The sequence below is a fragment of the Pseudomonas sp. DF5 genome (assembly GCF_058148225.1).
Map to the genome: position 1 here is coordinate 42622 of NZ_JBYVYM010000021.1, position 22348 is coordinate 64969.

General features: G+C 59.2%; 20 protein-coding genes. 8 read left to right on the forward strand and 12 right to left on the reverse strand.

Going from position 1 to position 22348, the window contains the following annotated elements:
- The first annotated feature begins 41 nt into the window (after window positions 1–41).
- Window positions 42–797 (forward strand): substrate-binding periplasmic protein, encoded by a 756-nt coding sequence (locus AC30D7_RS19380; RefSeq protein ID WP_490135135.1) that lies wholly within the window; start codon window positions 42–44, stop codon window positions 795–797.
- 147 nt (window positions 798–944) lie between these two features.
- On the opposite strand, the gene AC30D7_RS19385 is transcribed toward AC30D7_RS19380, so the two are convergent.
- The 4 genes from AC30D7_RS19385 to gpmI all read right to left on the reverse strand — a co-directional run bounded on the left by AC30D7_RS19385 (window position 945) and on the right by gpmI (window position 6137).
- Window positions 945–1727, reverse strand: coding sequence for a divergent polysaccharide deacetylase family protein (locus AC30D7_RS19385; protein ID WP_490135136.1), 783 nt, complete (start codon window positions 1725–1727; stop codon window positions 945–947).
- Between the two features lies 1 nt (window position 1728).
- A complete protein-coding gene (locus AC30D7_RS19390) occupies window positions 1729–3048 on the reverse strand; it encodes a S41 family peptidase (protein ID WP_028939599.1) in 1320 nt (439 codons plus the stop codon).
- 34 nt (window positions 3049–3082) lie between these two features.
- Complete coding sequence (locus AC30D7_RS19395) at window positions 3083–4375, reverse strand: murein hydrolase activator EnvC family protein (RefSeq protein ID WP_490135137.1); 1293 nt, start codon at window positions 4373–4375, stop codon at window positions 3083–3085.
- Window positions 4376–4607: 232 nt separating this feature from the next.
- A complete protein-coding gene (gene gpmI, locus AC30D7_RS19400) occupies window positions 4608–6137 on the reverse strand; it encodes a 2,3-bisphosphoglycerate-independent phosphoglycerate mutase (protein WP_490135138.1) in 1530 nt (509 codons plus the stop codon).
- A gap of 153 nt (window positions 6138–6290) precedes the next feature.
- Here gpmI and AC30D7_RS19405 point away from each other — a divergent pair, with 153 nt between their 5' ends.
- Genes AC30D7_RS19405 through secB form a run of 3 tightly spaced genes read left to right on the forward strand, consistent with a single transcriptional unit; the run spans window position 6291 to window position 7502 of the window.
- Window positions 6291–6704 (forward strand): rhodanese-like domain-containing protein, encoded by a 414-nt coding sequence (locus tag AC30D7_RS19405; RefSeq protein ID WP_018929205.1) that lies wholly within the window; start codon window positions 6291–6293, stop codon window positions 6702–6704.
- 1 nt (window position 6705) lies between these two features.
- Window positions 6706–6960, forward strand: a complete 255-nt coding sequence (grxC, locus tag AC30D7_RS19410) for a glutaredoxin 3 (protein ID WP_007939440.1) — start codon at window positions 6706–6708, stop codon at window positions 6958–6960.
- 56 nt (window positions 6961–7016) lie between these two features.
- Complete coding sequence (gene secB / locus AC30D7_RS19415) at window positions 7017–7502, forward strand: protein-export chaperone SecB (protein WP_007939439.1); 486 nt, start codon at window positions 7017–7019, stop codon at window positions 7500–7502.
- A 131-nt stretch (window positions 7503–7633) separates the two neighbouring features.
- Here secB and trmL read toward each other — a convergent pair whose 3' ends face one another.
- A complete protein-coding gene (gene trmL, locus AC30D7_RS19420; RefSeq protein WP_490135139.1) occupies window positions 7634–8089 on the reverse strand; it encodes a tRNA (uridine(34)/cytosine(34)/5-carboxymethylaminomethyluridine(34)-2'-O)-methyltransferase TrmL in 456 nt (151 codons plus the stop codon).
- Between trmL and AC30D7_RS19425 the strand changes: the two genes are divergently transcribed.
- The gene (locus AC30D7_RS19425) at window positions 8088–8528 is read left to right on the forward strand and encodes a hypothetical protein (RefSeq protein ID WP_490135140.1); all 441 of its coding nucleotides are present in this window, start codon (window positions 8088–8090) and stop codon (window positions 8526–8528) included. The genes trmL and AC30D7_RS19425 overlap by 2 nt on opposite strands.
- A gap of 550 nt (window positions 8529–9078) precedes the next feature.
- Here the strand turns inward: AC30D7_RS19425 and ntrC are convergent.
- From ntrC to glnA, 6 genes are all read right to left on the reverse strand, one after another.
- On the reverse strand, window positions 9079–10515 hold the full coding sequence (ntrC, locus tag AC30D7_RS19430) for a nitrogen regulation protein NR(I) (protein ID WP_490135141.1): 1437 nt from the start codon (window positions 10513–10515) through the stop codon (window positions 9079–9081).
- Complete coding sequence (glnL, locus tag AC30D7_RS19435) at window positions 10512–11597, reverse strand: nitrogen regulation protein NR(II) (RefSeq protein ID WP_018929201.1); 1086 nt, start codon at window positions 11595–11597, stop codon at window positions 10512–10514. The genes ntrC and glnL overlap by 4 nt, the downstream gene beginning before the upstream one ends.
- Window positions 11598–11827: 230 nt before the next feature.
- On the reverse strand, window positions 11828–12445 hold the full coding sequence (locus AC30D7_RS19440; RefSeq protein ID WP_490135142.1) for a DUF4124 domain-containing protein: 618 nt from the start codon (window positions 12443–12445) through the stop codon (window positions 11828–11830).
- A complete protein-coding gene (locus AC30D7_RS19445; RefSeq protein WP_490135143.1) occupies window positions 12442–12957 on the reverse strand; it encodes a DUF4124 domain-containing protein in 516 nt (171 codons plus the stop codon). Before AC30D7_RS19445 ends, AC30D7_RS19440 begins: the two co-directional genes overlap by 4 nt.
- Before the next feature lie 101 nt (window positions 12958–13058).
- Window positions 13059–13607 (reverse strand): chorismate mutase, encoded by a 549-nt coding sequence (locus tag AC30D7_RS19450; RefSeq protein ID WP_490135144.1) that lies wholly within the window; start codon window positions 13605–13607, stop codon window positions 13059–13061.
- Between the two features lie 134 nt (window positions 13608–13741).
- Complete coding sequence (gene glnA, locus AC30D7_RS19455; RefSeq protein WP_018929197.1) at window positions 13742–15148, reverse strand: glutamate--ammonia ligase; 1407 nt, start codon at window positions 15146–15148, stop codon at window positions 13742–13744.
- A 328-nt stretch (window positions 15149–15476) separates the two neighbouring features.
- Between glnA and thiI the strand changes: the two genes are divergently transcribed.
- Window positions 15477–16931 carry a tRNA uracil 4-sulfurtransferase ThiI gene (thiI, locus tag AC30D7_RS19460; RefSeq protein ID WP_026286654.1) on the forward strand — a complete coding sequence of 485 codons (1455 nt, stop codon included), beginning with the start codon at window positions 15477–15479 and terminating at the stop codon, window positions 16929–16931.
- Window positions 16932–17070: 139 nt separating this feature from the next.
- On the forward strand, window positions 17071–18891 hold the full coding sequence (gene typA / locus AC30D7_RS19465; RefSeq protein WP_008028025.1) for a translational GTPase TypA: 1821 nt from the start codon (window positions 17071–17073) through the stop codon (window positions 18889–18891).
- A gap of 227 nt (window positions 18892–19118) precedes the next feature.
- On the opposite strand, the gene AC30D7_RS19470 is transcribed toward typA, so the two are convergent.
- On the reverse strand, window positions 19119–19559 hold the full coding sequence (locus tag AC30D7_RS19470; RefSeq protein ID WP_026286653.1) for a YkgJ family cysteine cluster protein: 441 nt from the start codon (window positions 19557–19559) through the stop codon (window positions 19119–19121).
- Between the two features lie 258 nt (window positions 19560–19817).
- Here AC30D7_RS19470 and AC30D7_RS19475 point away from each other — a divergent pair, with 258 nt between their 5' ends.
- Complete coding sequence (locus AC30D7_RS19475; RefSeq protein ID WP_490135145.1) at window positions 19818–22268, forward strand: glycogen/starch/alpha-glucan phosphorylase; 2451 nt, start codon at window positions 19818–19820, stop codon at window positions 22266–22268.
- Window positions 22269–22348 lie beyond the last annotated feature (80 nt).

Genomic DNA, 22348 nt, shown 5'->3' on the forward strand with positions numbered 1-22348 from the left:
AAGGCACTCTTGGGCCACGCCATGGATTCCGGTAGCCCGACATGCTGAAACGACTTCTTCTTGTTCTCGCCAGTGCTTCACTGTTGTTTATCAACGGAGTTCATGCCGAAGAAAGTCCCGACACCGGCCTGGTGCTGCTGACGGAAAACTTCCCGCCATACAACATGGCGAAGAACGGCAAGAACTTCGCCCAGGACGAGAACATCAACGGCATCGCCGTGGACATCGTCCGCGAGATGTTCAAGCGCGCCAATGTCCCCTACAGCCTGACGCTGCGTTTCCCTTGGGAGCGAATCTACAAACTCGCCCTGGAACAACCCGGTTATGGTGTGTTCGTGATGGCGCGGTTGCCGGACCGTGAGAATCTCTTCAAGTGGGTCGGCCCGATCGGCCCGGATGACTGGATCATGCTGGCCAAGGCCGATAGCAAGATCACCCTCGAGTCGCTGGAGCAGGCGCGTAAATACAAAATCGGCGCTTACAAGGGCGATGCGATTGCCGAGACACTGGCCAAGCAAGGGCTGAAGCCGATTGTGGTGCTGCGCGATCAGGACAACGCGAAGAAACTGGTTAACGGTCAGATTGACCTGTGGGCCACTGGCGATCCGGCCGGGCGTTACCTGGCGCGGCAGGACGGAGTAACCGGGCTCAAGACCGTGCTGCGCTTCAATAGCGCCGAGCTATACCTGGCGCTGAACAAGGACGTGCCGGATGAAACCGTGGCCAAGCTGCAGGCTGCGCTGGATCAGTTGCGCAAGGAAGGCGTAGTGGACGACATCATGGCGCGGTATCTCTAAACCCGAATACCGAACCTTGTACCTTACGCAAATCACTGTGGGAGTGGGCTTGCTCGCGAAGAGGGTGTATCAAGCGACATTAATGTTGCCTGACACACTGCATTAGCGAGCGAGCCCGCTCCCACATTGGTTCTGAGGTACGGCAAGTTAGCGATAGACGCCATCCTTGCCATGCGCGGCTGTCGCGCGATTGCCGCGTACGCTGATCATCAATTTGATGTCGATCCAGTCAATTCCCTGCGCCTTGAGCTTGGGCAGTTCGCGCTCCAGCACCGCCAGTGTCTGCGGATACGGATGCCCGATCATCACTGCCGAGCCCTGCTTGCGTGCCAGGCTGATCGCCGTCTGTAGCTGCGTGAAGATCGCCGCTTCGGTGGGCTCGTCATCCAGAAACACATCCCGCGAAACACTCGCCAAGCCAATCTTCTGCGCCTCGGCGGCGGCCACCGTTTGCGCACTGGTGCGGCTGTCGACGAAGAACTTGTGCCGACGCTGCAAGTCCGCCATCAACCAGGCCATGGCCGGTTGTTGAGCGGTCATGCGGCTGCCCATATGGTTGTTGATGCCAGCTGCGTATGGCACCACCGTGAACGCCGCGTTCAGGCGCTTCTCGAGTTCTTCGAGGGGTAGCTCGGGGTGCCAGGCGAATGGCCCGGTTGCCGGGTCCATGGGCATATGCAAGATGACAGTCTTGCCGGCACGATGGGCTTGGCGGGCGAACTCGGTGGCGTGGGGTGTGTCGGGCATGATCGCCGTGGTGACCGGGCCGGGCAGGGCCAGCACGCGGCGATCCCGGGGCAGGTTCTGCCCCAGGTCATCGATGATCAGGCTCAGATAAGCCTTGTGAGGTGTAGCCGCTGCCGTGGCGGGCGCCGCGTGAGCAACTCCCGCCAGACTGCACAGCAGGCCGAGTAGTAACCGCAGGCGCATCTTAGTGGCCGCGGGTAATGCTCAGTCCTTTGAGCAGGCTCAGGGCCTGGGCCAACTGGTAATCGTCATCCTGCGGCATGGCTTTGGCTTTGCCGCCGGAACCTGTCGGTTTGTCGGCGCCGCCGTTGCCATTGCCCAAGTGACCTTGCAGATCGGCTTCCTTGAAGTAATCGCCGTCCTGCTCGTTGGTGATCTTGGCCTTGCGCACTTCGATGTCCGGGACGATGCCCTGAGCCTGGATCGAGCGGCCGTTCGGCGTGTAGTACAGCGCCGTGGTGATTTTCAGGGCGCGGTCGTTGTTCAGCGGCAACACGGTCTGGACCGAGCCTTTGCCGAAACTGGTGGTGCCCATGACCACCGCGCGTTTCTGATCCTGCAGGGCGCCGGCGACAATTTCCGAGGCCGAGGCGCTGCCGCCGTTGATCAGCACGACCATTGGCACGGCTTCGCTTTCGTCTTTGCCGGTGGCGGAGAAGCGCAGTTCGGAGTTGGCAATGCGGCCCTTGGTGTAGACGATCAGGCCTTTGGTGATGAAGTGGTCGACCACTTCCACCGCCGATTGCAGCACGCCACCCGGGTTGTTACGCAGGTCGAGGACGATGCCGCTGAGCTTCTTGCCATTGTCCTTGCGCAGCTTGGCCAAGGCCTTGGAGACCTCTTCGCCGGTCTTGACCTGGAATTGGGTGATGCGGATGTAGCCGTAGCCGGATTCCAGCAGCTGGCTCTTGACGCTTTTCACCTGGATGGTGGCGCGGACCAGGGTCACGTCGAACGGGGTGCCGCCGTCGCGCACCAGGGTCAGGGTGATCTTCTGGCCGATCTTGCCGCGCATCTTGTCCACGGCTTCGGTCATGCTCTGGCCGCGAGTCGGCTGGCCGTTGATCTTGACGATGAAGTCGCCAGCCTGGATGCCAGCCTTGGAGGCCGGGGTGTCATCGATGGGCGAAACCACTTTGATGAAACCGTCTTCCGCGCCGACTTCGATGCCCAGGCCGCCGAATTCGCCGCTGGTGCTTTCCTGCAACTCAGTGAAGTCTTCCGGGCCCAGGTAGGCGGAGTGCGGGTCAAGGTTGCTGAGCATGCCTTTGATGGCGTTTTCCAGCAGGGTCTTGTCGTCTACCGGTTCTACATAGGCTGCCTTGATCCGATCCATGACTTCGGCAAAGGTGCGCAACTCGTCCAGCGGCAATGGCGCCTTGGTGGTCGCAGCGGTGCCGGCAGGCGCGACCGCCGGGGCCGGCTGAGCGGCGAACGCCAGAGGCGCGCCGATCACCAGGGCGATCGTCAGGGCCAGCGAGGTAAGGCGGGACAAATGCAGCATGTCGAACGAACTCCTAATGTAGGTGACTCAACGCCTATCCTTGCGCGCGGCACCATTGCGCCGGGTCACTCGGGTGACCCTGCTGACGAATAGCGAAATACAGCGCTGGTGTGTCCTGCCCGCCACTGTTACCGACAGTGGAGATGGACTCACCGGCTTTTACCACGTCACCCGCAGACTTGAGCAGCGTCTGGTTGTGACCGTAAAGACTCAAAAAACCGTTGCCGTGATCGAGAATCACCAGCAGCCCGGCACCACGCAGCCAGTCGGCAAACACCACGCGACCGCCGTGAACGGCATGCACCTGGCTGCCGGCGGAGGCGCTGATCATCACGCCGTCCCACTTGGTGCGGGCATCGTCGCCACGGGTTTCACCGAAGCGCGCCAGCAGTCGACCATCAACCGGCCATGGAAGTTTGCCGCGAGTGGAGGCAAAAGGACCGCCAAAGGTCTCGCCTGAACTTGAAACCAGAGCGCCGGGCGTCGATTTGGCGGGTTTGCGTGGGGCGTCGCTGGCGTCTGCTTCAGCCTGAGCCTCACGTAACCGCTTTTTTTCGGCTTCCTGCTGGGCGATCAGCGCTTTTTGTCGCGCTTCTTCTGCCTCACGGGCCTGACGGGCCAGGGTTTCTTCAATGGTTTTAAGGACTTTAGACAGGTCCGCCTGATCCTGCTCGCGGGCGGCCAGTTTCTGGTCTCGAGCCTTCACGTCGTCATTGAGCTTGGCCAGGACTTGCTGGCGCTCTTTGCGGACCTTGTCGAGTTCGTCGCGCTGGCTGTCGAGGCTGCTTTTCTGCACCAGCAATTGCGCTTGCTGCATGGCGATGTCTTTTTCGACATTGGCCAGTTGGCGCAGGGTCTCGTTGAAATTCTTCAACTGCTCCAGGCGGGCCTGGCTCAGGTAGTCGTAATAGGTGAGGGTGCGGGCGAATTTTTCCGGGTTCTGCTGGTTGAGCAGCAGTTTCAGGTACTCCTGGCGGCCATTCTGATAGGCCGCGCGGGCCTGGATGGCGATCAGTCGTTGCTGTTCAATGCGCGCGCTCTGGAGTTTTTTTTTCTCGGCATCGAGTCGCTGCAGCTCGGATTCGCTTTTCTTCAGCTCTTTTTGCAGTGCCTCTACCTGCTTCTCGAGCTTGCCCATCTCGGTTTCGGTGCCCTTGAGGTCTTTCTGCACCCCGGATTTTTCTTCTTGGAGCTTGCCCAGCAGTTTTTTCAGCTCGGCAATGTCCTGACGCGTGGCGTCCAACTGTTGTTGGGTTTGCGTACGCTCGTCGGCAAAGGCCGGTTGGAGCAGGCATGTCAGAGCGAGGGCTATCAGGACGCGAAGCATAGAGGCGGGCGACACCAGGGAAAGGGACGGGCCTAGTATGCCCGCCCCACGCTGCAAAAAAAACGCCCAATTGGGGCTGTGTGATAACTGGAGTGAAAAACACTGAAAACCAATGTGGGAGCGGGCTTGCCCGCGATGACGTCCTGACATTCTACATAGCGGTTGGCTGTCAGATCGCTATCGCGGGCAAGCCCGCTCCCACAGGGTTTGGCGGTGTTTTTGAAGAAGCGGATTACACCAGAATCGAAGTTCCGGTCATTTCTACTGGCTTCTCAAGCCCCAACAACTTCAGCATGGTCGGTGCCACGTCGGCCAGCACGCCGCCTTCGCGAACCTTCAAGTCACGCTTGCCGACATAGATGAACGGCACCGGCTCGGTGGTGTGGGCCGTGTGGGCCTGGCCGGTGGTGGCGTCGGACATTTGCTCGACGTTGCCGTGGTCGGCGGTAATCAGGGCTTCGCCGCCGACTTTTTCCAGCGCCGTGACGATACGGCCGACGCAGGTGTCCAGGCATTCCACAGCTTTCACCGCCGCCTCGAATACGCCACTGTGACCGACCATGTCGCCGTTGGCGTAGTTGACCACGATCACGTCGTAACGCTGGTTTTCAATGGCATCGACGATGCGGTCGGTGACTTCCGGGGCGCTCATCTCGGGCTGCAAGTCATAGGTGGCGACTTTCGGCGACGGGATCAGGATGCGTTCTTCGCCCGGGAACGGTTCTTCGCGGCCGCCGGAGAAGAAGAAGGTCACGTGGGCATACTTCTCGGTTTCGGCAATGCGCAGCTGCGTCTTGCCGTTTTTCGCCAGGTAATCGCCCAGTACGTTTTCCAGGCTGCCCGCAGCGAAAGCCGAGGGTGCGGGGATGCTGGCGGCGTATTGGGTCAGCATCACGAAACCTGCCAGTTTTGGCTGGCGAGCACGTTCAAATTCCTTGAAATCGTCTTCGACGAACACGCGGGTCAGTTCGCGAGCACGGTCGGCGCGGAAGTTCATGAAGACCACGGCGTCGCCGTCTTCGACCTTCACCGGCTCACCGATGCTGGTGGCTTTGACGAATTCGTCGCTCTCACCACGTTCGTACGCGGCTTGCAGGCCTTCCTGAGCGGTGGCGGCGTTGAATTCGCTGGCGCCATCGACAATCAGGTTGTAGGCCTGGGACACACGATCCCAGCGGTTGTCGCGGTCCATGGCGTAATAACGGCCAATGATGCTGGCGATCCGGCCTTTACCGAGGGCCTGGAAGGTCGCATCCAGCAACTCGATCGACGACTGGGCGCTTTTCGGCGGTGTGTCGCGGCCATCGAGGAAGGCGTGCAGGTAGATTTTTTCGGCGCCGCGCTTGAAGGCCAGCTCAGCCATGGCGATCAGGTGGTCCTGGTGGCTGTGAACGCCGCCATCGGACAGCAGCCCCATGAAGTGCACGGCTTTGCCGGCAGCAACGGCTTTATCCACCGCGGCGCAGATGGTCGGGTTCTCGAAGAACTCGCCGTCGCGGATCGCTTTGGTCACTCGGGTAAAGTCCTGATACACCACCCGGCCGGCGCCGAGGTTCATGTGGCCAACTTCAGAGTTGCCCATCTGGCCGTCCGGCAAGCCGACGTCCATGCCGCTGCCCGAGATCAGGCCGTTGGGCGCGGTGGCCCACAGGCGGTCCAGTACGGGCTTCTTCGCCGCATAGATGGCGTTGGATTCAGGGCTCTCACTGTGACCGAAGCCGTCGAGAATAATCAGGACCAAAGGTTTAGGCGTGGTAGTCATGGATTCCACTCGTGGCTGAGTTAATAGAGGGCGATGGAAAAGGGAGTGGCAGTTTAAAGCGAAGTTCCGGCGCCGTCACCGCCAGACGGGGTTTGGCCCACCATAGTGGCTGTGTATACTGGCCGACATTTTAACGCCCTGGAACCTCCTTCGATGGTTGATCACCTGATTCAATTCGCCACCAACCACTACATTCTCGTGGGTATCTTCGTTGTACTGGCGGCCCTGCTATTGGCCTATCAGATGCAAGGCGGCGGCCGCAGCCTGAGCACCGGTGAACTGACCGGCCTGGTCAACAAGGACGCAGGCGTGGTGGTCGACATTCGTCCGACCAAGGATTTCGCCGCCGGTCACATCGTTGGCGCGTTGAACATCCCTCAAGACAAACTGACCGCACGCGTTGGCGAACTGGAAAAGCACAAGGCCAAGACCATTATCCTGGTCGACGCCATGGGCCAGACTGCCGGCACGCATGCCCGTGAACTGGTGAAGGCCGGTTTCACCGCTGCCAAGCTGTCTGGCGGTATTTCCAGCTGGAAAGCCGACAATCTGCCACTGGTGAAGTGATATGAACAACGTCGTCGTCTATTCCAGCGATTACTGCCCTTATTGCTCGCGAGCCAAATACCTGCTCGAGAACAAAGGCGTAGCCTTCGAAGAGATCAAGGTCGATGGCAAGCCGCAGGTGCGTGCCGCGATGGCTCAGAAGGCCGGGCGTACGTCCGTGCCGCAGATCTGGATCGGCAGCACCCACGTTGGCGGCTGTGATGATTTGTTTGCCCTGGAGCGCGCCGGCAAGCTCGACGCCATGCTCAAGGCCTGACTGCGTTACTTAGAAATAGCTAACCCTATAAGACCCGAGATCAGAAAGGATCTGAGATGACTGACCAACAGAACACTGCAGCTAGCGAAGAAGAAAACGCACCGCAATTCTCCTTGCAGCGCATCTACGTACGTGACTTGTCCTTCGAAGCCCCGAAAAGCCCGGCGATCTTCCGCCAGCAGTGGGAGCCGAGCGTCGGTCTGGATCTGAACACCCGTCAGAAGGCGCTGGAAGGCGATTTCCACGAAGTGGTGCTGACCCTGTCGGTCACCGTGAAAAACGGTGAAGAGGTGGCGTTCATCGCCGAAGTGCAACAGGCCGGGATCTTCCTGATCAAGAACCTGGACGCGGCGTCGATGAGCCACACCCTGGGCGCGTTCTGCCCGAACATCCTGTTCCCGTACGCTCGCGAAACCCTGGACAGCCTGGTGACTCGCGGTTCGTTCCCGGCCCTGATGCTGGCCCCGGTGAACTTCGACGCGCTGTACGCACAAGAGCTGCAACGCATGCAGGCGGCTGGCGAGACTCCAACCGTTCAATAAGCGGTCTGTGCGTCAACGCAAGTCCTATGTGGGAGCGGGCTTGCTCGCGAAGGCGGTGTGTCAGTCAACATTGATGTTGAAGCTGATGACCCCTTCGCGAGCAAGCCCGCTCCCACATTTGTTATGGGGTGTTATTTAAAACCGAGTTGACGCCAGGCTTCGTACACCGCGATGGCCACGGTGTTGGACAGGTTCAGGCTGCGACAGCCTTCGCGCATGGGCAGGCGCAGGCGTTGTTCGCCGGGCAGGGCGTCGAGCACTTCGGCTGGCAAGCCACGGCTTTCCGGGCCGAACAGGAAGGCATCGCCTTCGGCGAAGCTGACATCATGGAACGGTCGCGAACCTTTGGTGGTGAAGGCGAACAGCCGAGGATGACCGAGGCTTTCCAGACAGCTGGCGAGGTCTGCGTGGCGTTGCAGGGTGGCATACTCATGATAATCGAGGCCCGCCCGGCGCAGACGCTTGTCGTCCATCTCGAAGCCCAGCGGTTCGATCAAATGCAGGTGGCAGCCACTGTTGGCGCACAGCCTGATAACGTTGCCGGTATTCGGCGGAATTTCTGGTTGGAAAAGGATGACGTGAAACATGCACGGCTCCGAAGGTAAAGATGAGCAGCATTCTACGCCGCAAGCGGATGCCCGTTCGAAACTATTCCCGCGGGTGATGGCTTCGCTGGCGATTGTCGGGGTGATGGTCGGCCTGATGATCGGTCGTCTGACTGCGCCCGACCCCAGCATTTTGCAGCAGGTCGAGGTGACCAATGATGGGCTGCTGGTGTGGTTCAACCACGAACCCAAAACCCACGGCGAGTTGGTCGACGGCAGTGTTGCGTTGTTGTTCGAGGCTGAAGGCCGTGCACAGAAAGGTCAGCTCAAGCTCAACGGCAAGGACGTGAACTGGCGAACGCGTTTGAGTGATGGGGGATTGTTGCTGACGGTGGTGGCGGCCCGGCCACTGCAGGGCGAGTGGGCCGGTAGCGAGGTCGATGACCGCTGGCGGCTGGAGATCCATCTCCGAGAGCAATAAAAGAGGGAATCCCCGGCCTGCCTGTACCAAGGTTCCCAAAACGGGAGGGCTCGCGCTTTGCGTCGTGAGCCCGGTGTAAAGAGGGAATCCCCGGCCTGCCTGTACCAAGGACCCCAAAACGGGAGGGCTCGTCGCTGTTGCGGTGTGAGCCCGGTGTAAAGAGGGGAATCCCCGGCCTGCCTGTACCAAGGTCCCCGAAACTGGGTAGTGAATCGAATCACTGATTGGACTATTGCAGGGGGCGTGCCAGTTTTTGAAAAGTTGAAGCGGAAAGTCGCTGAATAGTGCTGAAAGCCCCGTATTCCGGGGCTTTTGTGTTTTTTCGGTATGGTTTTTTCTGCAGATGAGCACGGGATTTGGGACGGGTTGTTGTGCGCGATTGCGGTTCACGGTGCATTGCTGCGGTGCACGGTGGCCCCAAAAGCATCGCGGGCAAGCCCGCTCCCACAAGGTTCAACGGTGTTCACGCGATGGTGAAACCACTGAAAATCCTGTGGGAGCGGGCTTGCCCGCGATTGGATCTGGCGGTCAATGAAGAACTAAAGGCTGTTTAGCCCTCTTCACCCTCATCATCATCCCCACCATCAACCTTCATTCCCAATTCCTTGATCTTGCGCGTCAAGGTATTACGTCCCCAGCCCAGCAGTACGGCAGCATCGCGGCGGCGGCCGGCGGTGTGTTTGAGGGCGGTTTCGATCATGATCCGCTCGAAGGCCGGCACGGCGCTGTCGAGCAGGCTCGATTGGCCGCGTGCCAAAGCCTGGTCGGCCCACTGGCGCAGCGCCTGCTCCCAGTTGGTCACCGGTGCCGAGTCCTGCGGCAGGCTCAGCAGCTCTGGCGGCAGGTCGCTGATATGCACTTCGCGACCCGAAGCCATCACGGTGATCCAGCGGCAGGTGTTCTCCAGCTGACGCACGTTGCCCGGCCATGGCAGGTTTTTCAGGTATTCCTCGGTTTCGCTTTTCAGCAGCTTCGGCTCCACCGCCAGTTCTTGCGCGGCGCGGCTGAGGAAGTGCTTGGCCAGGGTCGGGATGTCTTCGCGACGGTCCGACAGCCGTGGAATGTGGATGCGGATCACGTTGAGGCGGTGGAACAAGTCCTCACGGAATTTTCCGGCGTGCACCAGGGTTTCCAGATTCTGGTGAGTCGCGGCGATGATGCGTACATCGACCTTCACCGGCACATGACCGCCGACGCGGTAAAACTCGCCGTCCGCCAGTACCCGCAGCAAGCGCGTCTGGGTGTCCGCCGGCATGTCGCCGATTTCATCGAGGAACAGGGTGCCGCCGTCGGCCTGTTCGAAGCGCCCGCGACGCAGGTTGGCCGCGCCGGTAAAAGCGCCTTTTTCGTGGCCGAACAGCTCGGACTCCATCAGATCCTTGGGAATCGCCGCCATGTTCAGCGCAATGAACGGCGAGGCCGCCCGTGGGCTGTGACGGTGCAGGGCGTGGGCTACCAGTTCTTTACCGGTACCGGATTCGCCGTTGATCAGCACGGTGATGTTGGAGTGACTCAAGCGCCCGATGGCGCGAAACACTTCCTGCATCGCCGGCGCTTCGCCAATGATTTCCGGGGTGCGGGTCAATGTCGGGACGACTTCCAGTCCTTGTTGTTCCTGAGCGTGCTGATTGGCGCGCTTGACCAGGGAAACGGCTTCGTCGACATCGAACGGCTTGGGCAGGTATTCGAACGCGCCGCCCTGATAGGACGCGACAGCGCTGTCCAGGTCGGAGTGGGCGGTCATGATGATGACCGGCAGCCGTGGGTGTTGTTCGCGAATCCGCGCCAGAAGGTCCAGGCCACTGGCACCCGGCATGCGAATGTCGGAGATGATCACGTCCGGCTGCTGGCGTGCCAGGCGGCTCATCACGCCATCGGCGCTGTCGAAGCTTTGCGTGGTCATGCCTTCCTGTTGCAAGGCTTTTTCCAGGACCCAACGGATAGAACGGTCGTCATCGACGATCCACACGGTTTCACTACGGCTCATGTCGATGTGGCTCCTTGTTCCAGTGGCAGAAAGATCGAGAACGTGGTGTGGCCTGGATGGCTGTCACATTCGATCAGGCCCTGGTGCTGGCTGATGATGTTCTGGGTAATGGCCAGGCCCAGCCCGGTACCGTCCGGGCGGCCGCTGACCATGGGGAAGAAGATGGTTTCCTGCAGTTCGGCGGGGATCCCCGGGCCGTTGTCGATGATTTCGATCTTGGTCACCAGGCGATGGCGCACGTGGCCGATGGTGAACTGGCGCATGGCGCGGGTACGCAAACTGATGCGGCCAAGGCGCAGCTCGTTCTGGCTGCTGATGGCCTGCATCGCGTTGCGCACGATGTTCAGCACGGCTTGAATCATCTGTTCGCGATCGATCAAAACGTCTGGAATGCTTGGGTCGTAGTCGCGCACCAAAGTGATGCAGCCCTGACTTTCGGCCTCCACCAACTGACAAACGCGCTCGAGCACTTCGTGGACGTTGCACATGGCTAGCGACGGCAGCTTGTTAGAGCCGAGCATGCGATCCACCAGATTGCGCAGGCGATCGGCCTCTTCAATGATGACGTTGGTGTAATCACGCAGACTCTCTTCCGGCAACTCACGGGCGAGCAACTGAGCTGCGCCACGAATTCCGCCCAACGGGTTCTTGATCTCATGGGCGAGGCCGCGCACCAGCATTTTGCTGGTTTCCTGCTTTGATAGCTGTGCCTCTTCCTTGGTGATCCGCAGCAAGCGGTCACGAGGATGAACCTCCAGCAGCAGCATCGTGTCGCCATTGCTCAGGATCGGCGTTACGGCGTAGTCGACGGTCAGGGTCTGGCCGGTGAGGGCGGTGAGCATCGCTTCGCGCTTGGTGAACGGGTGCGCCTGCTCGACTGCCTGGCGCAGGGAGTTCAGCGCTTCGGTGGATTCGGTGAACAACTCACTGATGAACTGCCCATGGCTACGCTGGCCACTGATGGCCAGCAGCATTTCCGCCGCCGGGTTCATGTACTCGAGGCGCAGTTCGGCGTCGAGCAGGATGGTGGCGGTGGTCAGGTTGTCGAGTAGCAAGCGGTGTAGTGCGTCGCTAATGGTCATCAGGACCTCTTTTGGAGCAGGGCGCGCGAAAGGAACAAGCGCTGATGCGAGGAAAATGCAAAAACCAAACCAAGGCTCCGAAAAGAAGCGTTTAGAGCCTGAAACGGGCGTTTTACGCTCGTTTGCATGGCGTTCTGCCAGTTTTTTCGGGTACTTTCGAACCAAAATGGGTTGAGATGTGGGTATGGTGCAGATGTTTGCACCAATATAGTGCGCAAACCTGAACGAAGTTAGAAGAAGGGCAAGAAGGCGCTTTTTTCTTCTTCAGGCTTGTCTTTGAGGGGGCATTCCGGCCGTTGGCCGTAGTCGGTGAGGGTGCAGGGTTTGACCTGGCGTTTTTGTGCCAGGGAAATGCGCAGCATGTGGAACGGTTGATTGGCGGTGCGTTCGACGGTGCGACCCTGTTCGTCGAGGATTTCCACCGACAGGTTGTGACTGCCGCGGTCGATATTGCTCAGGGCGAACACCGGGCTGGGGCCGGGCTCGGCGGTGGGCTGGCCGTCCAGCAGCAAACGGTAACGATGACCCTGTTGCAGGCCGGGTTCGCTGGTAACGCTGACGATCATTTCACCGGCACTGCTACGGATCGTGGCATCCGGTTCCGGCACCAGCACCCGGAGCATGTCGTAATGAAACAGTGGTTTGGCTTTGATTTCTTTCGCTGCCGTCATGGGCGCGCCACTCGGGTTAGCCGACATTCGATTGCTTGTCGCCAATGGCACACGCTTGGCGTTGCGAGTGCCCGGCTGATCGGTGAAAACCCGATTACCCTGGGCATCGACGTAGGTGAAAACTTCGGCCATTGTCGGCAGGCAGACCAGGCAGGCGATCAACAACCAGGCCCTCAAGGCTTGTGTACCCGTTGCACAGTGAAGGTCACGGTGGGGCTTTGTTGCACGACCTTTTGCCCGTCGATGACCTGAACCGCGATGCGGTGTTCGCCGCGGTCAATATTCACCAATTGCAGGGTAGGGACATTGCTCGGCTGGCCGTAGGGTTGATCGTCCAGTAACAGCCTCAATCGGTGAGCGCCTTGCAGGCGCGGATTGATCAATACGCCAACGGTGAACGTGCCGTTGTTGGCGCGCAAGGCTTCTTCGGTGGGCAGGCCGGTCAGCTCCAGCACTTGATAGGCGCTGCCGGGCTGGTCGCGGCTACTGGCTTGGGCCGGCGCGACCGGCTCGCTTGGCGACTGGCGCTCGACGCTGTTGAGCGGTGGCAATTCCACCGGTCGAGCATTAACGCCATCGGGCGGCTGATTGCTGTAGGCGGTGTTGCCGTTGGCGTCGGTGTACTTGTAGATCTGCGCGGCGACGGGCAGGGCGATCAGTACGAGCAGGCATAACAACAATGAGCGCATTGCAGGCTTCCATTGGCCGGTGGGCAAGTGTCCGGCCCTGTTCCGTTCGTGGCGACTAAGCGCTGAGCATAGAGCACATCAGCGCATGTCGGCAGGCCGGCTCAGCGGCTGACGCTGCACAACTCAGCGCTGGCGCGTACCTTGGCGAGCTCGCGCAGAGACACTTGGGCGCCGGTTTTATTGGCCTTGGCCAGCCAGGATGGGCACTGCGGGTCGTTGCGATAAGGGCTGAAATCAGCCAGTTGTTGCAGCAGGCGTTTTTGTAACTGATCAAGTTGCGGGCGGATCTGCCCGACGAGGTCGGGGCGAGGGGTGTCGGGAGCCTTGCCTTGCGCATGCCAGTCAGACAAATGCGCGTATTGCACCAGTTTGTTGGCCTCGATCTGCGCCGAGAAGAACTGTTCGACGGCTTCGTTGCTCAATTTATAAGCAGGTGCCAGGGCAACGGCACCAGCAATTACCTCACGCTCGCGCTGACGGTCCTCGACGGGTTTGCCGCTGTCCCATTTGCTCAACGCGACTTGATCGGCAATCGCCAGGCGCTCCTCGATGGTGCCTAGTAGCGGGGCGAGGGCGGCAGGTGCCGGGCTGGCAAAAGCGCTGTTGGCCAGCAAGGCAGTGAACAAGGCAATGCATGGGCGTAGATGCATGGGGGATCTCGGCTTTATCGGATGGAAGGCATGATGCACGCAACCGGGCATCCGATGACAGACGTTCGCCCACAAAAAAGGCCTCCTGAAGGAGGCCTCTCTTTTGTCGCGCCGCGTGAGGCGGCGCTACCGGATCAGCAGCTGTAGTACAGCTCATATTCCAGTGGGTGTACGAAGGTACGAACCTTGATTTCTTCTTCGCTTTTCAGAGCGATGTAAGCGTCGATGAAGTCGTCGCTGAAAACGCCGCCTTTGGTCAGGAACGCACGACCTTTGTCCAGCTCTTCCAGGGCTTCTTTCAGGCTGCCGCAAACTTGTGGGATCTCTTTCGCCTCTTCAGGCGGCAGGTCGTACAGGTTTTTGTCAGCTGCATCGCCAGGGTGGATCTTGTTCTGGATGCCGTCCAGGCCAGCCATCAACAGTGCAGCGAAGCCCAGGTATGGGTTGGCTGCTGGATCCGGGAAGCGGGCTTCGATACGGCGAGCGCGAGGGCTGGACACGTAAGGAATACGGATCGAAGCGGAACGGTTGCGAGCCGAGTAGGCCAGCATCACTGGAGCTTCGAAACCTGGGACCAGACGCTTGTAGGAGTTGGTCGACGGGTTGGTGAAGCCGTTCAGAGCCTTGCCGTGCTTGATGATGCCGCCGATGAAGTACAGGGCGGTATCGGACAGGCCGGCATAGCCTTCGCCAGCGAAGGTGTTCTTGCCATCTTTGGCGATGGACAGGTGAACGTGCATACCCGAACCGTTGTCGCCGTACAGAGGCTTAGGCATGAAGGTCGCGGTGCGGCCGTATGCGTCAGCTACGTTGTGTACGCAGTATTTCAGGGTCTGAACTTCGTCAGCCTTGGCAACCAGGGTGTTGAACTTCACGCCGATTTCGTTCTGACCGGCAGTCGCCACTTCGTGGTGGTGAACTTCGATGGTCAGGCCCATTTCTTCCATGGCGTTGCACATGGAGGTACGGATTTCGTGGTCGTGGTCGAACGGCGGAACCGGGAAGTAGCCGCCTTTGACGCCTGGACGGTGGCCTTTGTTGCCGCCTTCCACGTCCTGGTCGGACATCCACGAGCCTTGTTCGGAGTAGATCTTGAACATGGAACCGGAGATGTCGGACTTGAACTTCACTTCGTCGAAGATGAAGAATTCAGGCTCTGGACCCACAAATACGGTGTCACCGATACCGGTCGACTTCAGGTATTCCTCGGCACGCTTGGCGATCGCACGTGGGTCACGGTCGTAGCCTTGCATGGTCGAAGGCTCGATCACGTCGCAAACCAGGATCAGGGTCGGCTCTTCGGTGAACGGGTCGAGAACGGCAGTGGTGTCGTCCGGCATCAGGATCATGTCGGAAGCTTCAATGCCTTTCCAGCCAGCGATGGAGGAACCGTCGAACATTTTGCCTTCTTCGAAGAAAGCTTCATCCAGCGCATCGCGAGCCGGCATGGTCACGTGGTGCTGAGTGCCTTTGGTGTCCGTGAAGCGCAGATCAATCCACTTGACGTCATGATCTTTGATGAGTTGAACCGACTTCGACATAGTGTCCTCCGGGTGGCTTAGGGCTAGTAATGGATGCCCTTAAATGTGGGTGATGCCGGCGCGAATACTCTGCCATGGCAACCTGCCTCACAAGGGAGCAAATTGCATGCCAGTGCCTCATCATGGGTTTTTTGCCCCAATATCACGCTTATAAGGGGGCGGCGCACCATAAAGCGCAAAATCTCGCCCTGTAATGTAGCGTTGAATTCCGTAAATGACCTGTTTTGGTGCGCTCAAAACCTTCTGCACATTAACTGGTTAAACCTTGAGCAATTTCCGCTATAATCCGCGCCCCCCTTTTTCGGCTGGCCCTGCGCGCGCTGTTTTCATGAAACTAATCGTAAAAGTCTTCCCCGAGATCACCATCAAGAGCCGCCCGGTACGGATGCGTTTCATCCGCCAGTTGGCCAAAAACATCCGTACCGTGCTCCGCGACCTGGACCCGGCCGTGGTGGTGAACGGTGTGTGGGACAATCTCGAGCTGGAAACCCGCGTCAGCGACCCCAAGGTCCTGAAAGAGATGGGCGAGCGCCTGACTTGCACGCCGGGCATCGCGCACTTTTTGCAGATCGACGAGTACCCGCTGGGCGATTTCGACGACATCGTCGAGAAGTGCAAGCAGCACTACGGCGATGCGCTGGCCGGAAAGATTTTCTCGGTGCGCTGCAAGCGTGCGGGCAAGCACCCATTCAGTTCGATAGACATCGAGAAATATGTCGGCAGCCAGTTGCGCCGCCAATGCGGTGCCGCCGGGATCGATCTTAAAAAGCCCGAAATCGAAGTCCGTATCGAAGTTCGCGACCAACGGTTGTTCGTGATCCACAGCCAGCACAACGGCATCGGCGGTTATCCGCTCGGAGCCCTGGAACAGACGCTTGTACTGATGTCCGGCGGCTTCGATTCCACCGTTGCGGCCTACCAGATCATGCGCCGCGGGCTGATGAGCCATTTCTGCTTCTTCAACCTGGGCGGACGAGCCCATGAGCTGGGCGTGATGGAAGTCGCGCACTTCATCTGGAAGAAGTACGGCAGCTCCCAACGCGTGTTATTTGTCAGTGTGCCGTTCGAGGAAGTTCTGGGAGAAATTCTCGGGAAAGTCGATAACAGTCATATGGGTGTAGTTTTGAAGCGTATGATGTTGCGCGCTGCTTCCCGAATTGCCGATCGACTGCACATCGAAGCGCTGGTCACGGGTGAGGCGATCTCCCAGGTGTCGAGCCAGACGTTGCCGAACCTGTCCGTGATCGACTGCGTGACCGACAAGCTGGTCTTGCGTCCACTGATCGCCAGTCACAAGCAGGACATCATCGACACGGCCAACGAGATCGGCACCGCCGATTTCGCCCGGCACATGCCGGAGTACTGCGGGGTCATCTCGGTCAATCCGAAGACGGCGGCCAAGCGCTACCGCGTGGAGCACGAAGAGAAAGAATTCGACATGGCAGTCCTTGAGCGCGCGCTCGAGAACGCCAAACTGGTGCCGATCGATCGCGTGATCGACGAATTGGGCCAGGACTTGCAGATTGAAGAAGTCAGCGAAGCGCTGGCGGGCCAGATCATCATCGATATCCGTCACCCGGATGCCGCCGAAGACGACCCGCTGGAGCTTCCTGGTATCGAGGTACAGACGATGCCGTTTTATGCACTGAACGCTCGTTTCAAGGAACTGGACCCTACTCGCCAGTACCTGCTGTATTGCGACAAAGGCGTGATGAGTCGCCTGCATGCCCACCATTTGCTCAGTGAGGGGCATGCCAATGTGCGCGTTTATCGACCGAGCTAAGTGCCCGGGGCTGTTTGCCTGTGGCCTGCGTCACCGGCCCCCCGATGCCACCGTCAAGTTGTAACGGCTTGTACGGACGCTACTGTTAATCGCTGCCAAGACTTGTCAGCACACCGAATCCTCTGATCGAGATACACAAGTGATCGAAAATCTACGCAACATCGCCATCATTGCCCACGTTGACCATGGTAAAACCACCCTGGTAGACAAACTCTTGCGTCAATCCGGCACCCTGGAGCGCAACGAGCTCAACGACGAGCGCGTGATGGACTCCAACGACCAGGAGAAAGAGCGCGGTATTACCATTCTGGCGAAAAACACCGCCATCAACTGGAACGGCTACCACATCAACATCGTGGACACCCCGGGCCACGCCGACTTCGGCGGTGAAGTTGAACGCGTAATGTCGATGGTCGACTCCGTTCTGCTGCTGGTTGACGCTCAAGACGGCCCTATGCCGCAAACCCGTTTCGTGACCAAGAAGGCGTTCGAAGCCGGCCTGCGTCCAATCGTGTGCATCAACAAGGTTGACCGTCCAGGCGCGCGTCCGGACTGGGTTCTGGACCAGATCTTCGACCTGTTCGACAACCTGGGTGCTACCGAAGAACAGCTGGACTTCAAAGTCGTCTACGCCTCGGCCCTGAACGGTATTGCCGGTCTGGACCACACCGACATGGCTGAAGACATGACCCCGCTGTACCAGTCGATCGTCGACAACGTACCGGCTCCTAAAGTTGACCGTGAAGGCCCGTTCCAGATGCAAATCTCGGCACTGGACTACAACAGCTTCCTGGGTGTTATCGGTGTTGGCCGTATCGCTCGTGGTAGCGTCAAGCCGAACACTCCAGTCGTGGCCATTGGCGCCGACGGCAAGAAGCGTAACGGTCGTATCCTGAAGCTGATGGGTCACCACGGCCTGCACCGTATCGACGTTGAAGAAGCGTTTGCCGGTGACATCGTGTGCGTGAGCGGTATGGACTCGCTGTTCATCTCCGACACCCTGTGCCAGCCGGACAACGTCGAGGCGATGAAGCCTCTGACCGTTGACGAGCCGACCGTTTCCATGACCTTCCAGGTAAACGACTCGCCTTTCTGCGGTAAAGAAGGCAAGTTCGTGACTTCCCGTAACATCAAGGAACGTCTGGACAAAGAGCTGCTGTACAACGTTGCACTGCGCGTTGAAGAAGGCGACTCGGCTGACAAGTTCAAGGTTTCCGGCCGTGGTGAGCTGCACCTCTCGGTACTGATCGAAACCATGCGTCGCGAAGGCTTCGAAATGGGCGTTGGTCGTCCGGAAGTGATCATCCGTCAAGTTGACGGCGTGAAGCAGGAACCGTTCGAAAACGTAACCATCGACACCCCTGAAGAATCCCAGGGCAAGGTCATGGAAGAGATGGGCCTGCGTAAAGGCGACCTGACCAACATGGTGCCGGATGGCAAAGGCCGTGTTCGTCTGGAGTACAACATCCCTGCTCGCGGTCTGATCGGTTTCCGTAACCAGTTCCTGACCCTGACCAACGGTGCTGGCATCCTGACCTCGATCTTCGATCGCTACGACACCATGAAGTCCGGCGACATGTCCGGTCGTCAGAACGGTGTTCTGGTATCGGTAGAAACCGGCAAGGCACTGACCTACTCCCTGGAAACCCTGCAGGCACGTGGCAAGCTGTTCGTTGAACACGGTCAAGAGATCTACAACGGTCAGATCGTTGGTCTGAACAGCCGTGACAACGACATGGGCGTCAACCCAACCAAAGGCAAGAAGCTCGACAACATGCGTGCTTCGGGTAAAGACGAAACCATCGCCCTGGTTCCACCTGTTCGCTTCACTCTGGAACAGGCTCTGGAATTCATCCAGGATGACGAGCTGTGCGAAGTGACACCTAAGTCGATCCGCCTGCGTAAGAAGATCCTGGACGAAGGCGAGCGTACCCGCGCTGCCAAGAAAGCCAAGAACTGAGTTAACTCAGGCTGAATGAAAACGCCCCCGGTCGAAAGGCCGGGGGCGTTTTTGTTTGTCAGGCTGTAGCAGCTGCCGAGCTTGCGAGGCTGTGTTCGACTGCGCAGCAGTCGTGAAATCAAACGCTGCGGTGCATCATATAAATCGTGTTTTCAGGCCTGCGACTGCTGCGCTGCCGAACGCAGCCTCGCTGGGGCTCGACAGCTGCTACGGGGATCGAGGCGGCTTTAAAACTTTTCGAGGGTGCGGCTGGAGCTGCTGGTCTCGCGCACCACTTCTTTAGGCTTGTACGCGCAATACCCCGGCCGCGGTCCGATCTTCGGGTGGTTGCGGCAGGTGTCCGGGCGCTTATCATAAATAGTGCACAAACGGCTTTTACGATCCAGGTACAGGCAATCGTTGTTGCTCATGCGCTGGAGGGTAAAGATCTCGGACTTCTGGTTGTAGCGCTCGACAATCCCTTCCTTCTGCAAGCGCTTGGCGATGTTCTTGGGTGGATCGCCCAGTTCGAATTCGTCGACGATGCCGATACGGATCAGATCCTTGATCTTGACCTCGACCGGCAGCGTGCAGCAGCTGGACATGCACGAGCCGCACATTGGGGCAGAGTACTTGGCCCAGGTATCGAGGCGATCGATTTCCGCGGCGGCGATCAGGTTGGGCTTCATCATCGGTTGTTACCAGCGTGTGCATCAGGGCGCGCGATCATACCGGGACTGGTGGATTTTTGAACAACCTTTCGCCAGATTTTTTTGCTTGTCGCAAAATAGTCCTGTGTCCGGCACGGCCCCTGCATTGTTTCTGGCACACGACAACGTAATGTCGATCTATCTCGTACTAACAGGAAAAACTGCCGAACCAGAGTCTCTACGGTCTGTCAGACCGACTAGGCTCAGACAACTTCACGCTCGCTCGAGGTCTTATCGATGACTCAAGAACCACTTGTTCGCGAAGCAGAGGTGGCCGCATTCCGCGACGCCGTCTTGACCAAGCTCACTTACGCGGTGGGCAAAGACCCGGATCACGCCTTCGACCACGACTGGTTCGAAGCCATTGCCCTGGCGGCGCGTGATCACATGGTCGAGCACTGGATGGATCACACCCGGCAGATTTACCGCAAAGGCCAGAAACGGGTTTATTACCTTTCCCTTGAATTCCTCATTGGTCGCTTGCTCTACGACAGCCTGAGCAACCTCGGCCTGCTCGATGTGGCCCGCGAGGCCATGACCGAACTGGGCGTCGACATCGAACGCATTCGTCTGCTGGAGCCCGATGCGGCACTGGGCAACGGTGGCCTCGGACGTCTGGCGGCGTGCTTCATGGAAAGCATGTCGACCCTCGGCATCGCCGGCCATGGTTATGGCATTCGTTATGAACACGGTTTGTTCCGCCAGGCCATCGTCGACGGCTGGCAGCAGGAGCAGACCGAACACTGGCTGGACTTCGGCAACCCGTGGGAGTTCGAACGGCCAGAGGTTGCCTACCCGATCGGTTTCGGCGGCAGTGTCGAAACCGTGACCGATGAAACCGGCAAGTCCAGGCAAGTCTGGTCCCCGGCGGAAACCGTGCGGGCCATTGCCTATGACACTCCGGTGGTCGGCTGGCGTGGTGCGAGCGTCAACACACTGCGGCTGTGGCGCGCCCGAGCCATGGAGGACTTGCATCTGGAGCGCTTCAACGCGGGCGACCACTTGGGCGCGGTCGCGGAAGTTGCCTGGGCAGAAAGTATCTCCCGCGTGCTCTATCCGGCGGACAGCAATGAGGCCGGCCAGGAATTGCGCCTGCGCCAGGAGTATTTCTTCGTCGCCGCATCCCTGCAGGATCTGTTGCGTCGCCATCGCAACATGCACACCTCGGTGCTGACCCTGGGTGATCACGCCGCGATTCAACTCAACGACACTCACCCCTCGATTGCCGTGGCTGAGCTGATGCGTCAGTTGGTCGACGTCTATGACGTGGCGTGGGACGCGGCGTGGCAGATCACGGTCGACACGCTGTCGTACACCAACCACACGCTGTTGCCGGAAGCGCTGGAAACCTGGCCGGTCAGTCTGATGGAGCGGATGCTGCCTCGGCACATGCAGATCATTTACTTGATCAACGCCCAGCACATCGACTCGTTGCGAGCCAAAGGCGTTCACGATTTCGACGTGCTGCGTGCGATTTCGCTGATCGAGGAAGACAACGGTCGCCGCGTGCGCATGGGTAACCTGGCATTCCTGGGTTCCCACAGCGTCAATGGAGTGTCCGGCCTGCACACGCAGCTGATGCGCAGCACGGTGTTCTCCGAACTGCACAAGCTTTACCCGGACCGGATCAACAACAAGACCAATGGCATTACCTTCCGCCGCTGGCTCTATCAGGCCAACCCTGAACTCACCTCCATGTTGGTCGACGCCCTCGGCCCGAGCCTGCTGGACAACCCCGAGGAGCACTTGCTCGCTCTGGAGTCGTTTGCCGAGAAGACTGCATTTCGCAAGCAGTTCGCCGAACAGCGCCTGCACAGCAAGAAAGCCCTGGCTTATCTGATTCATGAGCGGCTGGGGATCGCGGTCAATCCGGCGGCGATGTTCGATGTGCAGGTCAAGCGGATCCACGAATACAAGCGTCAGTTGCTCAACTTGATGCACACCGTTGCGTTGTATCAGGCGATTCGTGCCGAGCCGGAAATCGATTGGGTGCCGCGGGTGAAAATCTTCGCCGGCAAGGCGGCGGCCAGTTATCACCAGGCCAAGCTGATCATCAAACTGACCAACGATATTGCGCGGGTGGTCAACAACGACCCGACGGTGCGCGGTTTGCTCAAAGTGGTGTTCCTGCCCAACTACAACGTCAGCCTGGCCGAGAGCATCATTCCGGCGGCGGACTTGTCGGAGCAGATTTCCACTGCCGGCTTCGAAGCCTCGGGCACCAGCAACATGAAGTTCGGCCTCAACGGCGCACTGACCATCGGCACCCTGGACGGCGCCAACGTGGAAATGTGCGAGCGCATCGGTGCCGAGCACATGTTCATCTTCGGTCTCAGCGCCCAGCAAGTCGAGGCGCGCAAGCGCAACCATGAATTCAACGCAGCGCCGGACATTGCCGCCTCCCATCGGCTCAACGATGTGCTGCAAGCGATTCGCAGCGGGGTGTTCTCACCGGACGATCCGTCCCGTTATACCGCGCTGATTGATTCGCTGGTGGACTACGACCGTTTCCTGGTCTGCGCCGATTTCGACTCTTACTGGAACGCGCAGATGCGGGTCGAAGCTCACTGGCACGACTCTAAAGAGTGGTGGCGCTCGGCGGTATTGAACACTGCGCGGATGGGCTGGTTCTCATCCGACCGGACCATTCGCGAGTACGCAACGGATATCTGGAAGGCTTTGGAGTAATTTTTAGCAACAAATGTGCGCAAGGCCCAACGTCCGTTGGGCCTGATCGATATACTAAGCACCAACCTGACCCAGTGTGG

Bases quoted from the DNA above. Each gene is read 5' to 3' on its own strand.
- AC30D7_RS19380 (WP_490135135.1), top strand. From the start codon at position 42: ATGCTGAAACGACTTCTTCTTGTTCTCGCCAGTGCTTCACTGTTGTTT.
- AC30D7_RS19385 (WP_490135136.1), bottom strand. From the start codon at position 1,727: ATGCGCCTGCGGTTACTACTCGGCCTGCTGTGCAGTCTGGCGGGAGTT.
- AC30D7_RS19390 (WP_028939599.1), bottom strand. From the start codon at position 3,048: ATGCTGCATTTGTCCCGCCTTACCTCGCTGGCCCTGACGATCGCCCTG.
- AC30D7_RS19395 (WP_490135137.1), bottom strand. From the start codon at position 4,375: ATGCTTCGCGTCCTGATAGCCCTCGCTCTGACATGCCTGCTCCAACCG.
- gpmI (WP_490135138.1), bottom strand. From the start codon at position 6,137: ATGACTACCACGCCTAAACCTTTGGTCCTGATTATTCTCGACGGCTTC.
- AC30D7_RS19405 (WP_018929205.1), top strand. From the start codon at position 6,291: ATGGTTGATCACCTGATTCAATTCGCCACCAACCACTACATTCTCGTG.
- grxC (WP_007939440.1), top strand. From the start codon at position 6,706: ATGAACAACGTCGTCGTCTATTCCAGCGATTACTGCCCTTATTGCTCG.
- secB (WP_007939439.1), top strand. From the start codon at position 7,017: ATGACTGACCAACAGAACACTGCAGCTAGCGAAGAAGAAAACGCACCG.
- AC30D7_RS19425 (WP_490135140.1), top strand. From the start codon at position 8,088: ATGCACGGCTCCGAAGGTAAAGATGAGCAGCATTCTACGCCGCAAGCG.
- trmL (WP_490135139.1), bottom strand. From the start codon at position 8,089: ATGTTTCACGTCATCCTTTTCCAACCAGAAATTCCGCCGAATACCGGC.
- ntrC (WP_490135141.1), bottom strand. From the start codon at position 10,515: ATGAGCCGTAGTGAAACCGTGTGGATCGTCGATGACGACCGTTCTATC.
- glnL (WP_018929201.1), bottom strand. From the start codon at position 11,597: ATGACCATTAGCGACGCACTACACCGCTTGCTACTCGACAACCTGACC.
- AC30D7_RS19445 (WP_490135143.1), bottom strand. From the start codon at position 12,957: ATGCGCTCATTGTTGTTATGCCTGCTCGTACTGATCGCCCTGCCCGTC.
- AC30D7_RS19450 (WP_490135144.1), bottom strand. From the start codon at position 13,607: ATGCATCTACGCCCATGCATTGCCTTGTTCACTGCCTTGCTGGCCAAC.
- glnA (WP_018929197.1), bottom strand. From the start codon at position 15,148: ATGTCGAAGTCGGTTCAACTCATCAAAGATCATGACGTCAAGTGGATT.
- thiI (WP_026286654.1), top strand. From the start codon at position 15,477: ATGAAACTAATCGTAAAAGTCTTCCCCGAGATCACCATCAAGAGCCGC.
- AC30D7_RS19470 (WP_026286653.1), bottom strand. From the start codon at position 19,559: ATGAAGCCCAACCTGATCGCCGCCGCGGAAATCGATCGCCTCGATACC.
- AC30D7_RS19475 (WP_490135145.1), top strand. From the start codon at position 19,818: ATGACTCAAGAACCACTTGTTCGCGAAGCAGAGGTGGCCGCATTCCGC.